At 67.3% G+C, this 12,869-nt stretch carries 14 protein-coding genes; 9 read left to right on the top strand and 5 right to left on the bottom strand.

The annotated features are described in order from the left end of the window. Nucleotides 1-9 precede the first annotated feature (9 nt). Nucleotides 10-1,272, top strand: a complete 1,263-nt coding sequence (locus ACILQR_RS01715; protein WP_395649797.1) for a S41 family peptidase — start codon at nt 10-12, stop codon at nt 1,270-1,272. 137 nt (nt 1,273-1,409) lie between these two features. On the opposite strand, the gene purT is transcribed toward ACILQR_RS01715, so the two are convergent. The 4 genes from purT to tkt form a co-directional block, all read right to left on the bottom strand. Continuing rightward, complete coding sequence (gene purT / locus ACILQR_RS01710) at nt 1,410-2,606, bottom strand: formate-dependent phosphoribosylglycinamide formyltransferase (RefSeq protein ID WP_395649796.1); 1,197 nt, start codon at nt 2,604-2,606, stop codon at nt 1,410-1,412. A 7-nt stretch (nt 2,607-2,613) separates the two neighbouring features. Next, nucleotides 2,614-3,432: a hypothetical protein gene (locus tag ACILQR_RS01705; RefSeq protein ID WP_395649795.1), complete on the bottom strand. Its 819-nt coding sequence runs from the start codon at nt 3,430-3,432 to the stop codon at nt 2,614-2,616. A 91-nt stretch (nt 3,433-3,523) separates the two neighbouring features. After that, nucleotides 3,524-3,925, bottom strand: coding sequence for a VOC family protein (locus ACILQR_RS01700; protein ID WP_395649794.1), 402 nt, complete (start codon nt 3,923-3,925; stop codon nt 3,524-3,526). A 4-nt stretch (nt 3,926-3,929) separates the two neighbouring features. Further along, a complete protein-coding gene (gene tkt, locus ACILQR_RS01695; RefSeq protein WP_395649832.1) occupies nt 3,930-5,879 on the bottom strand; it encodes a transketolase in 1,950 nt (649 codons plus the stop codon). A gap of 141 nt (nt 5,880-6,020) precedes the next feature. Between tkt and ACILQR_RS01690 the strand changes: the two genes are divergently transcribed. From ACILQR_RS01690 to ACILQR_RS01655, 8 genes are all read left to right on the top strand, one after another. Next, nucleotides 6,021-6,299 carry a hypothetical protein gene (locus ACILQR_RS01690; RefSeq protein WP_395649793.1) on the top strand — a complete coding sequence of 93 codons (279 nt, stop codon included), beginning with the start codon at nt 6,021-6,023 and terminating at the stop codon, nt 6,297-6,299. Continuing rightward, nucleotides 6,299-6,628, top strand: coding sequence for a cell division protein ZapA (gene zapA / locus ACILQR_RS01685; RefSeq protein ID WP_271146984.1), 330 nt, complete (start codon nt 6,299-6,301; stop codon nt 6,626-6,628). Before ACILQR_RS01690 ends, zapA begins: the two co-directional genes overlap by 1 nt. Nucleotides 6,629-6,989: 361 nt before the next feature. Further along, entirely contained in the window at nt 6,990-7,550 is a 561-nt protein-coding gene (locus tag ACILQR_RS01680) for a 5-formyltetrahydrofolate cyclo-ligase (RefSeq protein WP_395649792.1), read from the top strand. Nucleotides 7,551-7,585: 35 nt separating this feature from the next. Continuing rightward, the gene (gene vapB / locus ACILQR_RS01675) at nt 7,586-7,831 is read left to right on the top strand and encodes a type II toxin-antitoxin system VapB family antitoxin (protein WP_395649791.1); all 246 of its coding nucleotides are present in this window, start codon (nt 7,586-7,588) and stop codon (nt 7,829-7,831) included. Continuing rightward, a complete protein-coding gene (locus tag ACILQR_RS01670; RefSeq protein WP_395649790.1) occupies nt 7,831-8,265 on the top strand; it encodes a PIN domain-containing protein in 435 nt (144 codons plus the stop codon). The genes vapB and ACILQR_RS01670 overlap by 1 nt, the downstream gene beginning before the upstream one ends. Beyond that, a complete protein-coding gene (locus ACILQR_RS01665; protein ID WP_395649789.1) occupies nt 8,262-9,083 on the top strand; it encodes a YmdB family metallophosphoesterase in 822 nt (273 codons plus the stop codon). The genes ACILQR_RS01670 and ACILQR_RS01665 overlap by 4 nt, the downstream gene beginning before the upstream one ends. A gap of 83 nt (nt 9,084-9,166) precedes the next feature. Then, complete coding sequence (locus tag ACILQR_RS01660) at nt 9,167-10,351, top strand: DUF418 domain-containing protein (protein ID WP_395649788.1); 1,185 nt, start codon at nt 9,167-9,169, stop codon at nt 10,349-10,351. A gap of 116 nt (nt 10,352-10,467) precedes the next feature. Then, entirely contained in the window at nt 10,468-10,872 is a 405-nt protein-coding gene (locus tag ACILQR_RS01655) for a hypothetical protein (protein ID WP_395649787.1), read from the top strand. Nucleotide 10,873: 1 nt separating this feature from the next. Here ACILQR_RS01655 and purL read toward each other — a convergent pair. Continuing rightward, the coding region (purL, locus tag ACILQR_RS01650; protein WP_395649786.1) for a phosphoribosylformylglycinamidine synthase subunit PurL at nt 10,874-12,869 on the bottom strand (1,996 nt) is incomplete at its 5' end.

Raw genomic sequence — 12,869 nt, 5'->3', positions numbered from 1 at the left:
TTGGTGAGGATGAGCGGATGGCGGCGTGGGCTGGTCGTGCTGGCCTTCGCGGGTCTCGCGGCCTGTCAGTCGATCCCCTATGAACGGGACGGGGTCTTGCCGCCGCCCGTCGTGGTTGCCGACGCCTCGCCCGAGCGGGCGGCTCTGAACGCGCGGGTCTATGACGCGGCGGTCGGCTGGGTGGAGAAGCTGTTCTACGCCAAGGATTTCCACGGCGTGGACTTCGCAGGCGAGGCCGCCGCGCGCCGCGCCGAGGCCATCGCCCAGCGCGACGAGGCCGGCTTCTATGGCGCACTGGAAGCCCTGGTCGACAAACTCGACGACGACCACACCCAGACGCTCAGCCCGACCCGGCGCGAGCGGATCGCCGCCGGCGAGGCCGGCGATCGGCGTCCCGGCTATGGCATCGTGCTGATGCCGCGCGGCGACGATCGCTATGTCGCACGGGTGCGGCCCGACACTCCGGCGGCGACGGCAAACGTCCAGGTCGGATGGAAGGTGGAGACCATCAACGGCGTCCCGCCGCGTTTCGCCTCGCCGACGCAGGAGGGAAAGGCCGACACCGTGGTCTTCCTGGACGAGACGGGTGATCGATACACCGTCGAGCTGACCCCCGTGCCGCTGGATCCCCTGCCACGCACCGAGGCGCGACGGCTCGAGGGCGACATCGCCTACATCCGGTTCGACGGCTTCGATCGCGAGACCTATGACTGGTACAAGGCCGAGTTCGCGAAGCTTGCCGAGGCGCCCCCCGCCGGCCTGATCGTTGACCTGCGCACCAACGGCGGCGGAAGCCTGGCTCTGACGGGCCTGAGCCTGTCTTTCCTTTTCGATCGCGAGATCGATTTCGGCGTGACGACCGGGCGCTTCATCAATAGACGCTACACCAGCGAAGGGCCGGATCGACCCTATCTGGGCCCCGTCGTGATGATCGTGGGACCGGGATCGGCCAGTGGCGGCGAGCTCTATCCTGCGGTGGCCCAGGAGCTGAAGCGGGCCGTGATCGTGGGCGAGCGGACCCGGGGTGCGGTGATCGGATCGCGCGCCGTGGAACTGCCCGACGGCGGCGCGATCCGCATCGGCATCTTCGACATGACCACCCCCGGCGGGGCCCGGCTGGAGAAGGTCGGGGTGATCCCCGACGTCCCCGTTGACATCGACTGGAGTGCGCTGCGTGAGGAACGCGATCCGGCGTTGGCCGTGGCGTTGACAGAGTTGGCCAAAATGGCTGCGCGGACCACCGTGCCTTCAGGGCCGCAAACGGCAGAATAAATTCCTATTCTACCCTTGTCTTTCCGCCCGGCGTACCCATCTGACGGCTTCACGTCCGACACCGAGACTTTCGGAAATGGCGGTTTGGCGCTTTGGCGGTCACTTTTCGGACCGCCACCGCCAGTGAGGACGGGCGATCAGCCCCGAACCGGTCTGACCTTCCCGGCGGCCTCGGTCGCGCGCGCCCGTGCCTCGTCGGTGGTCGCGCCCAACGCCGTAGCCACCCCCATCCGACGCCGCTCGAAACTCTCGGGCTTGCCGAACAGGCGCAGGTCCGCCGTCGGAACGGCCAGGGCCTCGGCAACGCCCTCATAGGCAATGCCCACCGCCTCCATCCCGCCATAGATCACCGCGCTGGCCCCGACGTCGCGCTGGCTGACATCCACGGGCAGGCCCAGGATGGCCCGGGCATGCAGGGCGAACTCGCTCATCGTCTGGGTCGCCAGGGTGACCAGGCCCGTATCGTGCGGCCGGGGAGAGACCTCCGAGAACCAGACCTGGTCTCCCTTCACGAACAGCTCGACCCCGAACACGCCCCAGCCTCCGAGCGCCTCGGTCACCCGGGCCGCGATGTCCTGAGAGGCCGCGAGCGCCGCCTCCGACATGGCCTGGGGCTGCCAGCTTTCGACATAGTCGCCGCTGACCTGACGATGGCCGATCGGGGCGCAGAAGTCGGTTCGGGTCTCGCCGTCGGTCCCCCGCGACCGGACGGTCAGCAGGGTGATCTCATAGTCGAAGTCGATCCGGCCCTCGACGATGACCCGGGTCGTCTCGACCCGGCCGGACGACTGCGCATAGGCCCAGGCGTTGCCCGCGTCCTCCAGGGCGTCGACCACCGACTGGCCCTTGCCCGAGGACGACATCACCGGCTTGACGAAGACCGGCAGGCCGATCGCGTGCGCCGCCTCCATCAGCTCGCGCGAGGACCCCGCAAACGCATAGGGGCTGGTCGGCAAGCCCAGCTCTTCGGCCGCCAGCCTGCGAATACCCTCGCGGTTCATGGTCAGCTGCACCGCCCGCGCCGTGGGCACGACCCGCGACAGTCCGGCCGCCTCGATCTGGGCCAGGACCTCGGTGGCGATGGCCTCGATCTCGGGCACGATGATGTGCGGGGCCTCGGCCAGGATGACGCCGTTCAGCACCTGGGGGTCGGTCATCGGGATGACGTGGCTGCGGTGCGCGACCTGCATGGCCGGGGCGTTGGGATAGCGATCGACGGCGATCACCTCGACGCCGAGCCGTTGCAGCTCGATCGCCACCTCCTTGCCCAGCTCGCCCGCGCCCAGCAGCATGACCCGGACAGCGGTGTCCGACAGCGGTGTTCCCAGTTTCATCGCCTACCTATTCCTTCGGGGCCCAGTTACCCGCCGCATGGGCGGTTGCGAGGGCCTCGATCAGCCGGGCGTCTACGCCATTCGCTCGCATCGCCGGGGCGTCCATGATCGCGGCGTCGCCACAGGCCTGGACCACGTGCGGCAGCTCCGGCGAGACCGTCAGCCCACCGGCCTCGGCGTCGACCGACAGGCGGAAGCCGTTGGTCGAGAACTCCTCCGCATCGAAGACGGGCGCGCACTGGTCCATCCATTCGGAACCGCCGTCCTGACCTGCGATCTGGGCCTTGATCGTACGGACGTACCAGGCGGCGAGGGCGGGCGAGTAGACGATGGGGACGGACCCGGCGGGCATCCCTTCGGTGTCGCCGTTGTTGGCGTTCATGGCCTTCAGGACATCCGACCAGTCCAGTCGCCGGCCCGAGGCAAGGTCATAGGTCACCGTCGTCTGGCCGGTCGACGGATAGGGGCCGCCGCAGTTGTATTCCTCGGATATGGCATAGGTGACGAAGGCCGGACCGGTCATCGGCTGGGTGATCCAGCGGCTATAACCGCCGTCCGGATTGTCGCAACTGGCCGCGCTCTCGCGGGCAGCGGCGTCCAGCGTGTCGAGGTCGGCGTTGATCGCGGCGATGGCCCGCGTGGTGCCGACCAGCCGGGGCAGGGCGGCGATGTCCTTGCCGAGGTCGGGGGTCGGGGTGAAGGCCACCACGGCCTGACCTGCTGCCGGAGTATTCGCTGCTGGTGAAGCCTCCGCCGGCTTCTGATCGCAGGCCGCAAGCGTGAGGATGAGCGCCGTACAGGCCGCCAAGGTGATCGCTGTGTGCATATCGGCCTTCGAAATCTTTGACGTAACAGACTGAAGTGATTTCAGACGACAGGCCAGTGCGATAGGATCCAGATCCGGGAGCATTCCCTTTTCAGGCTGACCCGGAACGACCCACCGGTTCGATCAGGTCCCAGGCGTTGCCGTACAGATCCTCGAACACCACCACCTTACCATAGGGCTCGTGACGAGGCGTCTCGCGAAAGTGAACCCCGGCAGCCAGCCAGGCGGCATGGTCGCGGACAAGGTCGTCGGTCTCCAGGAACAGCCAGACCCGATCGCCGGCCTGGGAGCCGATCCGCGACGTCTGCTCGGCCGTCGTCGCGCGGGCCAGCAGCACAGGCGTCTCGCCACCTTTTGGCGTGATCCTGACCCACCGCTTGCCGCCGCCCATGTCGGTGTCCTCCGACAGGTCAAAACCCAGTTTGCCGACATAGAAGGCGATGGCCTCGTCATAGTCCCGGACCAGCAGGCTGACGGCACCGATCCGGCTCATGGGTTCAGAGCCTTGCGCGGACGGCGGCCAGGACCGCCTCGGTGGTGATGTTGAACTTGTCGTAGAGGATTTCGGCAGGGGCGGAGGCACCGAAGCCGGTCATGCCGATGAAGGCACCGTCCTCGCCGATGAACCGCTCCCAGCCCTGCTTGACGCCGGCCTCGACCGCAACGCGGACGGTGCCGCGGCCGATGACCGAGGCCTGGTAGGCGGCGTCCTGCTGCTCGAACAGGGCCCAGCAGGGGACCGAGACGACGCGGGTGGGGGTGCCTTCGGCCTCCAGCGTCTCGGCGGCCTTGAGGGCGAGGGGAACCTCGGTGCCGGTGGCGAACAGGGTGACCCTGGCCTCGCCCGACGCGGCCTTCAGCTCATAGGCACCCCTGGCCGACAGGTTCTCGTCCGAGGCCGTGATCCGCACGGCCGCCGTCTTCTGACGCGACAGGCACAGGGCCGAGGGGGCCGTCGGGGTCTGCAGCGCGACCTGCCAGCACTCCATGGCCTCGACCGTGTCGGCGGGGCGGAAGGTCAGCAGGTTGGGAATGGCGCGCAGGGCCGCCAGATGCTCCACCGGCTGGTGGGTCGGGCCGTCCTCGCCCAGGCCGATGCTGTCGTGGGTCAGGACGTGGATCACCCGGATGCCCATCAGGGCCGCCATCCGGATCGCCGAACGGCTGTAGTCCGAGAACACCATGAAGGTGCCGCCGTAGGGGATGACCCCGCCGTGCAGCGCCATCCCGGTCATGGCCGTGGCCATGCCGAACTCGCGGATGCCCCAGTTCACATAGCGCCCCTCATAGGTCGGGGCGTCAAAGATCGGCGTGTCCTTGACGAAGGTGTTGTTGGAGCCGGTCAGGTCGGCCGAGCCGCCGATCAGTTCGGGGACGGCCCCGAACAGCTGATCCAGCGCCGCGCCCGAGGACTGGCGCGTGGCCTGGGCCGGTTTCGTCTCGACCAGTTCGGCGATGGTGGCGTTCAGCGCGTCGAACGCCGAGGTCGGCAGTTCGCCCTTCATGGCGCGGGTGAAGTCCGCCGCCTGCGACGAGGCGGCCAGACGGTCTTCCCAAGCCTTGCGCGCCTTGACGCCCTGTTTGCCGACCTTCTTCCAGGCCTTGTCGATATTGTCCGGCAGGTCGAACGGCTCGTGGGTCCAGCTCAGGCCCAGCCGGGTGGCGGCGATCTCGGCAGCACCGAGCGCCGCGCCGTGGGTCTTGTGGCTGCCTTCCATGGTGGCGGCGCCCTTGCCGATCTTCGTCTTGCAGGCGATCAGGGTGGGCTTGTCCTGGCGAGTCGCCCATTTCAGGGCGGCCTTGATCTCGTTGACGTCATGGCCGTCGATGGCCTTGACCGCCCAGCCGCAGGCCTTGAACCGCGCCTTCTGGTCGGTCGCGTCCGACAGGGACACCGCCCCGTCGATGGTGATCGCGTTGTCGTCCCACAGCACGGTCAGCTTGTTCAGCCGATAGCGACCGGCCAGGGCGATCGCTTCCTGAGAGACCCCCTCCATCAGACAGCCGTCGCCGGCGATCACCCAGGTGCGGTGATCCACGAGATTCTCGCCGAACCGTGCCGCCAGATGCCGCTCGGCCATGGCGAAGCCGACCGAGTTGGCCAGGCCCTGACCCAGGGGACCGGTCGTGGTCTCGACGCCGGGCATATGGCCGTACTCGGGATGTCCCGCCGTCTTCGAGCCCCACTGGCGGAAGTTGGACAGTTCCTCGCGCGTCGCCGCCTTGTAGCCCGTCAGGTGCAGCAGGGCGTAGATCAGCATCGAGCCATGGCCCGCCGACAGAATGAACCGGTCCCGGTCCGCCCAGTCCGGACGCGAGGCGTCGAACTTGAGGAATTTGGAGAACAGCACCGTGGCGACGTCCGCCATCCCCATCGGCATCCCGGGATGCCCGCTGTTGGCCTTCTGCACCCCGTCCATGGCCAGCACCCGGATGGCATCGGCCATCTGCTTGATCGTCGGCTTGGCGGTGGAGGATTTGTCGGCGGTCATGAACAGACCTTTCGTCGGCAGGCGGCTAAAATCGGGGTGCGCCGCTTTACCCCGAGCCAGCGACGGGTTCTATACGGAATCTGGAGGATGCGACCGATGGCCGACGCCACGACCGCCGCCCGGGACCGGATCGACCGGGCCCTGGCCGCACTGGAACGAAAGGTTCTGGAGCTGAAGGCGCGCCCGGCGTCGGCACCTCCGATCGCCGACGACGATCTGTTCGCGCGTGCGCCCGGCGACACCGCCATCGATCCCGACGCCAGGGCGCGTATCGCCGCGCTGGAGGCCGCCGGCCGTGACGCCTCCGCCGCCCTGGCGCGCGCGACGGATCGGCTGCGTGGCCTGCTGGTGCCGACGGACGAGGATCCCGCCTGATGGCGACGGTCACGGTCGAGATCAACGGTCGCCCCTATGCCGTCGGATGCGCCGACGGTCAGGAGGAGCGCGTCCGCATCCTGGCGCGCCAGTTCGACGGCCATGTGAAGTCGGTCGCCGGCGATGTCGGCCACGTCGGCGATCTGCGCCTGTTCCTGATGGCGGCTCTGCTGCTGGCCGACGAACTGCATGAGGCGCGGCTGGCGCTTCAGACCGGGACCGACGCCCCTGCGGTTTCCACGGCCACGCCCCCGTCTTCCGACACCGGCGTGGCCGAGGCGCTCAATGCCGTCGCCGCCCGCATCGAGAAGATCGTCCAGTCGATCTGAGTCTGTCCATCCAGGGGGGCGCTCCGCGTTTCGCGTCGTCCTTGTGATCGGAGCCGGCAGGGCCTATCTTCCTCCACGGCGGGTCATGCTGTGGCTCTCGTCGAAGGCAACATATCCTCGCGGCCTTAATTCACTCGAAGGGAGCTTTCCCTGTCTGGGTCCGTGGACCCGGGTATATGGCGCCCACCTGGCTACCCAGGCTCGAGAGGATTCAAACCGTCCTTCACGGCTCTTACGGCGCCGCCAACCCATTCTTGTCGCGCTATCGCTCGCCGCGCGGCGGCTCTCGACTTGAGCGCGGGCTTCCTTTCAGAGCGCTACCGCTCGCGACGCGGTCGCTCGCTGCTTGAGCGCGAGCACGATGGTCAGCGACAAGCGAGAGCTTCGTGTTTCGATGCGTGCGCTGCGAAAGCGCCTTGCCGAAACCTCCCCGGATGCCGCTAATCGCGTCGCCGCCTTTGTCGATGATCTACCGCGCGGCTCTTTGGTCGCCGTCTATCGGGCAGTGGGTGCGGAGCTTGATCCCGAGCCGTTGGCGAACGTCCTGGTCGCCGCCGGACGGTCGCTGTGCCTCCCGGTCGCGATCGAACGCGACGCCGCCCTGATCTTTCGCCGCTGGTCGCCTGGCGAGCCGCTGGAGATGGACGTCGCCGGCTGTCCCGCGCCCCTGCCGCTGGCAGAGGTCGTGACCCCCGACCTGATCGTCACGCCGCTGCTGGCGTTCGATGACGCAGGCGGGCGGTTGGGGCAGGGTGGCGGCTACTACGACCGAACCTTTGCGTTCTTGCCTGATGCGGTGCGGATCGGCCTGGCGTACGCGGGTCAGAGAGTGCCCCGACTGGCGGTGGAGCCGCATGACGTGCGCCTGCACGGCATTCTGACCGAGGCGGGGTACCAATCCTGTGTTGGCATATCCCATTGACATATTCAGGCGTCGGGCGCACGGCTGACCTTGCCATGAACGCCCCCTTCAAACCTGCCTATGCCAAGGCCACGGTTTTCAAGTCGAACCGCTCACAGGCGGTGCGTCTGCCCAAGTCGGTCGCCTTTCCAGACCATGTGAAGGAACTGAGAGTCATCAAGGACGGGCGCGCCCTGCTTCTCGTCCCGGCTGACGCTGTCTGGTCCGATTTTCTCGCAGGTCCCGGGGGCGACATCGTTGAGCCGGAAGACCCGATCGACGACTCGATCGCCGAGTTCTGATGCTGCGCTACTGCCTCGACACAAATATCTGCGTCCGCCTTATTCGAAATCGACCCTTGGTCGGCGGCGTGCTCGAAGAGCGTATGAACGCCCATGCCGATGGTTTGGCGACATCCACGGTCGTGCTGATGGAACTGCTCCATGGCGCAGCCATGTCTGCCAATCCTCAAAGAGAACAAGGCTTCGTTGTGAGCCTGGCCGCCCGTATGTCTGTGCTGGATTTCGATGCGGCGGCGGCCGAACACGCCGCCGATATCAAGGCCGACCTTCAGCGCAAGGGTTCGCTCATCGGCGGCAACGACATCCTGATCGCCGGCCATGCCCGCAGTCGCGGCCTGATCGTCGTGACGGGCAATCTGCGCGAGTTCGAGCGGGTCGAGGGCCTGCGCTGTGAAGACTGGCCTGCGGGCCCATCGGCAAGGGCCGCGACATGAGACTGGCCTTCTTCGGCGACGTGATCGGCAAGTCCGGTCGCGACGGCATTTCCGATCACCTGCCTGGGCTCAAGCGGGACCTGAAGCTCGACTTCGTGGTGGTCAACGCCGAGAACGCGGCGGGCGGGTTCGGCATCACCGAGAACACGGCGCGTGAGCTGTTCATGGCCGGTGCCGACTGTCTGACCCTGGGCAACCATTCGTGGGACCAGCGAGAGGCCCTGACCTATATCGTGCGCGAGCCGCGCCTGATCCGGCCGGCCAATTATCCCCGGCTGATGGATGCGCCGGGTGCCGGGGCCAATCTGTTCGAGACTCACAGCGGCCGGACGGTCCTGGTCATGAATGTGCTGGGTCGCATCCACATGGACCCGAACGACGATCCGTTCAGTGCGGTCGACCGCGAGCTGAATGCCGCGCCTCTGGGGGCGGTTGCCGATGCCGTGATCGTCGACATGCACGCCGAGGCCACCTCGGAGAAGATGGCCATGGGGCATTTCTGCGACGGGCGGGCGAGCCTTGTCGTGGGCACTCACACCCACGTCCCGACCGCAGACTGCCAGATCCTGCCTGGTGGAACCGCCTATCAGACCGATGCCGGCGGCTGCTGCGACTACGACAGCGTCATCGGCAACGAGAAGGAAGAGCCGCTGCGGCGCTTCACCACCCGCATATCCGGCGGCCGCTATGTTCCCGCGCATGGCCCGGCGACCATCTGCGGCGTCTTCGTCGAGACGGACGACCGAACGGGTCTGGCCACGCGGGTCGAAGCGATCCGGGTCGGGGGGCGGCTGAGCCAGGCCATTCCGGTGGTCTAGGCAACGGCTACGCTTGGTTGACAGGCAACGGTCGGTCGCATCACGGTCACCGATCCGGGCTTCAGACCCGGTTGGGGGAAACCATGACGACTGAGGCGATCGATGCCGGCCGGGCGGGCGAACGGCTGGCCGCAGTGGACGGCCTGCGGGGCTATGCGCTGCTAGGGCTGTTCCTTGTCCATATGTGCGAACTGTTCGAGCTTTACTGGGCGATCGAGGTCCCACCCAGCGCGATCCACGATGCGGTCTTCGGCATCTTCGCCGGCAAGTCCTATGCGATCTTCGCCCTGTGCTTTGGCTTCGGCGTCTTTGCCATGATGGACGGCGAGGCACGACGCGGCCGGGATTTCACCGGGCGACTGGCCTGGCGGCTGCGCCTCCTGCTGGTGATCGGCCTGCTGCACGGGCTGATCTATCGAGGCGACATCATCCAGGTTCTCGCGGTGTCCGGATTGCTCATGCTGGTCATCAACCGGATCCGCAGCCTCGCCTGGCTCTGGGCCATCGCCGCCGTGTTCTTTCTCCAGCCGTGGATGCTGTTCCGGATCGCCGCCGCACTGTCGGGCCAGGCCTGGGCCGTCTCGCCGCCCAACTTCACCCATGACCCCGCCATGCCGATCTATCTGACGGGCACACTGGCCCAGACACTGGTTGCCAACCTTTGGGACGGGCTGACGACCAAGTGGTGGTTCATGTTCGAGTCTGGCCGGATTTCGCAGATCATGGGCCTGTTCGTGGTCGGATTGATCCTGGGCCGCACCGGCTTCTTCGGAGAAGGAGACAGACTGAAGCGGATTCGCCGGATCGCCATCCCGGTCTTGCTGGTGGCGACCCTCGCCCTGCGCGTCTTCAGGGGTGACCTCGCGACGCTCCTGTTCCACGACAATCTGGGCGGTGCCGACTGGGTCTGGACCATGATGAGCGGCGCCTGGATCGACCTGGGCTGGACGATGCTGTCGGTCTTGCTGTTCGTAGAGGTTCGGCACCGGCTGGGCGGCAGGATCCTGGGCTGGCTGGCCCCGGCAGGCCGGATGACCCTGACCCTCTACATCGTCCAGTCGCTGGTTTTTGTGCCCGTGTTCTACGGCTTCGGCCTCGGCGGGTATCAGGCCATCGGCCAGACGCAGGCCTTCCTGATCGGGATCGTCGCCTTCGGGGTTCAGATGCTTTTCGCGACCTGGTGGTTCACCCGCTACCGATACGGGCCACTGGAGTGGGGGCTGCGGTCCCTCACCTGGCTGAAGCGCATCCCGATACGCCGTTCGTGATCGGGACGCCGAGCTCGTCCAGACGTCAGGCGTCGTCAGGCGCGAGCCGTGCTTGCGTCCAATAAGAGGTCTCGGAGGGCTGGGAACGAGGGCGGGCGATGCAGTGGGGCAGGGTCTTGGGGGTTACCGCAGTCTTCGGTCTGATCGGTCCATTGGTGGGAGGGTTCGTCGCCCTGGGCTGGACGCTGGTGACGCTGGACCGGCACCATCCCGCCATGGCCCTGGCGATCGTGGTGACCTGGACGATCCCCCTGCTGGTGGGCATGGTCATCGGTGCCCCCGCCGCCGTGGCGTCCGGGCTTGGCCTGGGGCTCGTGTCCGACCGCATCCGGCACGGCGCACTCTGGGTCCTTGCGGCGACCCTGACCACGAGCGCGGTGGCTTCGGCCTTTCGCCTGGCCTTCAGGCATCAGGTGGATCCCGGCGCGACGGCGGTGGCGGGAGCCCTGGCCGGGCTGATCTGCGGCCTGATCTGCCTGGCCTTCAGGCCGACCAGGCCTGATCAGGCTGGTCGGCCGTAAGTCAGCCCTCGATCCAGCCGGGCATCCAGCCTTCGTGGATTTCGCGAAGGTGGGTCAGGGGAATGGAGAACAGGCCCTTGGAGGCGAACGCCGCACCGCCTGCGTGACCGACGACCGAGGCGTGAAGGCCCGCCTCGCGCGCGGTAGCCAGGATGTCGTCCGGGTTCGGGGCGGCGATCAGGTAACGGGCCTGGTCTTCTCCGAACAGGAAGATGTGGGCGTGGGTCGCGCTGGTGGCGTCCAGGGTCACGCCGACATCGGAGGCCAGGGCGAGGTCGGCCGCGGCCCCGATCAGACCGCCGTCGGACAGGTCGTGGACGCAGGTCAGCTGACCGGTCTCGATGAGTTCGCGGACGACGTCGCCGGTCTTCTTTTCCAGCTTCAGGTCGACGGGCGGCGGGGCACCGTCCTCGCGGCCGAGCACCTCGCGCAGATAGATCGAGGCACCGAGCTCGCCGCGCGTCTCGCCGATCAGGATCAGGGTGTCGCCCTCGGCCATGGTCGAGAAGCCGGTGACCACGTCATAGTTTTCCAGCAGGCCGACGCCGCCGACCGTCGGGGTGGGCGGAATGGCGACGCCGTTTGTCTCGTTGTAGAGGCTCACATTGCCGCTCACGACGGGGAAGTCGAGCTCGCGACAGGCCTCCGCCATCCCGTCGATGGCCCGCACGATCTGGCCCATGATCTCGGGCCGCTGGGGGTTGCCGAAATTCAGGTTGTCGGTGATGGCGATGGGTCGGGCACCGACGGCCGTCAGGTTGCGCCAGGCCTCGGCGACGCACTGTTTGCCGCCTTCGTACGGGTCGTTCTGGACGTAACGGGGGGTGCAGTCCGAGGTGACGGCCAACCCCTTGTCGGTGCCGTGGACGCGCACCACGCCGGCGTCGGCGCCGGTCGCCGAGTCCTGAAGCGTGTCGGCCATGACGTGGCGGTCGTACTGTTCCCAGATCCAGCGCTTGGACGCCATGTCGGGGCAGGCGATGACCTTGAGCACAGCGTCTTCCCAGCTCTCGGGGGCGGGGACGTCGGCGGCGGTCAGGCGCGGATGGAGCGCCGGCTGGACCCAGGGTCGGTCATACAGGGGCGCGTCGTCGAACAGCGGGGCCAGCGGCACGTCACAGACGACTTCGCCGTGGTGGTTCAGGATCAGCCGACCGGACTCGGTCGTCATGCCGATGACGGCGGCGTCCAGACCCCATTTCCTGAAGATGCGGTAGCCGTCTTCCTCGCGGCCGGGCTTCAGGACGGCCAGCATCCGCTCCTGGCTTTCGGACAGCATCATCTCATAGGCGCTCATGCCCGTTTCGCGCTGAGGGACCGCGTCCATGTTCAGTTCGATGCCGACGCCGCCCTTGCCGGCCATCTCGACCGACGATGAGGTCAGACCCGCCGCGCCCATGTCCTGGATGGCGGCCACGGCGCCGGAGGCCATCAGCTCCAGCGTCGCCTCGATCAGAAGCTTTTCGGCGAAAGGATCACCGACCTGGACGGTCGGGCGTTTCTCGTCGGAATCCTCGTCGAACTCGGCCGACGCCATGGTCGCGCCATGGATGCCGTCGCGTCCGGTCTTGGAGCCGAAATAGACCACCGACATCCCCGGCCCCGGCGCGGCCGAATAGAAGATGCTGTCCGCCTTGGCCAGGCCGACGCACATGGCGTTGACCAGGATGTTGCCATTGTAGCCGCTGTGGAAGTTTGTTTCGCCCGCCACGGTCGGCACGCCGACGCAGTTGCCGTAACCGCCGATGCCCGAGACGACACCCTTGACCAGGCGCTTTGTTTTCTCGTGCCCGATGTCGCCGAACCGCAGGGCGTTCAGCAGGGCCACCGGACGCGCGCCCATGGTGAAGACGTCGCGCATGATCCCGCCCACGCCGGTCGCCGCACCCTGATAGGGCTCGATGTAGGAGGGATGGTTGTGGCTTTCCATCTTGAAGATGCAGGCGTCGCCGTCGCCAATATCGATCACCCCCGCGTTCTCGCCGGGACCGCAGATG

Origin of the sequence: Brevundimonas sp. (assembly GCF_044239655.1) — a bacterium.
Classification (GTDB): Bacteria; Pseudomonadota; Alphaproteobacteria; order Caulobacterales; family Caulobacteraceae; genus Brevundimonas.
This window is presented reverse-complemented; position numbering and strand designations above follow the sequence as displayed.

What these genes read in the sequence shown, in the direction of transcription:
- ACILQR_RS01715 (WP_395649797.1), top strand. Translation starts at nt 10, where the DNA reads ATGAGCGGATGGCGGCGTGGGCTGGTCGTGCTGGCCTTCGCGGGTCTC.
- purT (WP_395649796.1), bottom strand. Translation starts at nt 2,606, where the DNA reads ATGAAACTGGGAACACCGCTGTCGGACACCGCTGTCCGGGTCATGCTG.
- ACILQR_RS01705 (WP_395649795.1), bottom strand. Translation starts at nt 3,432, where the DNA reads ATGCACACAGCGATCACCTTGGCGGCCTGTACGGCGCTCATCCTCACG.
- ACILQR_RS01700 (WP_395649794.1), bottom strand. Translation starts at nt 3,925, where the DNA reads ATGAGCCGGATCGGTGCCGTCAGCCTGCTGGTCCGGGACTATGACGAG.
- tkt (WP_395649832.1), bottom strand. Translation starts at nt 5,879, where the DNA reads ATGGCCGATGCCATCCGGGTGCTGGCCATGGACGGGGTGCAGAAGGCC.
- ACILQR_RS01690 (WP_395649793.1), top strand. Translation starts at nt 6,021, where the DNA reads ATGGCCGACGCCACGACCGCCGCCCGGGACCGGATCGACCGGGCCCTG.
- zapA (WP_271146984.1), top strand. Translation starts at nt 6,299, where the DNA reads ATGGCGACGGTCACGGTCGAGATCAACGGTCGCCCCTATGCCGTCGGA.
- ACILQR_RS01680 (WP_395649792.1), top strand. Translation starts at nt 6,990, where the DNA reads ATGGTCAGCGACAAGCGAGAGCTTCGTGTTTCGATGCGTGCGCTGCGA.
- vapB (WP_395649791.1), top strand. Translation starts at nt 7,586, where the DNA reads ATGAACGCCCCCTTCAAACCTGCCTATGCCAAGGCCACGGTTTTCAAG.
- ACILQR_RS01670 (WP_395649790.1), top strand. Translation starts at nt 7,831, where the DNA reads ATGCTGCGCTACTGCCTCGACACAAATATCTGCGTCCGCCTTATTCGA.
- ACILQR_RS01665 (WP_395649789.1), top strand. Translation starts at nt 8,262, where the DNA reads ATGAGACTGGCCTTCTTCGGCGACGTGATCGGCAAGTCCGGTCGCGAC.
- ACILQR_RS01660 (WP_395649788.1), top strand. Translation starts at nt 9,167, where the DNA reads ATGACGACTGAGGCGATCGATGCCGGCCGGGCGGGCGAACGGCTGGCC.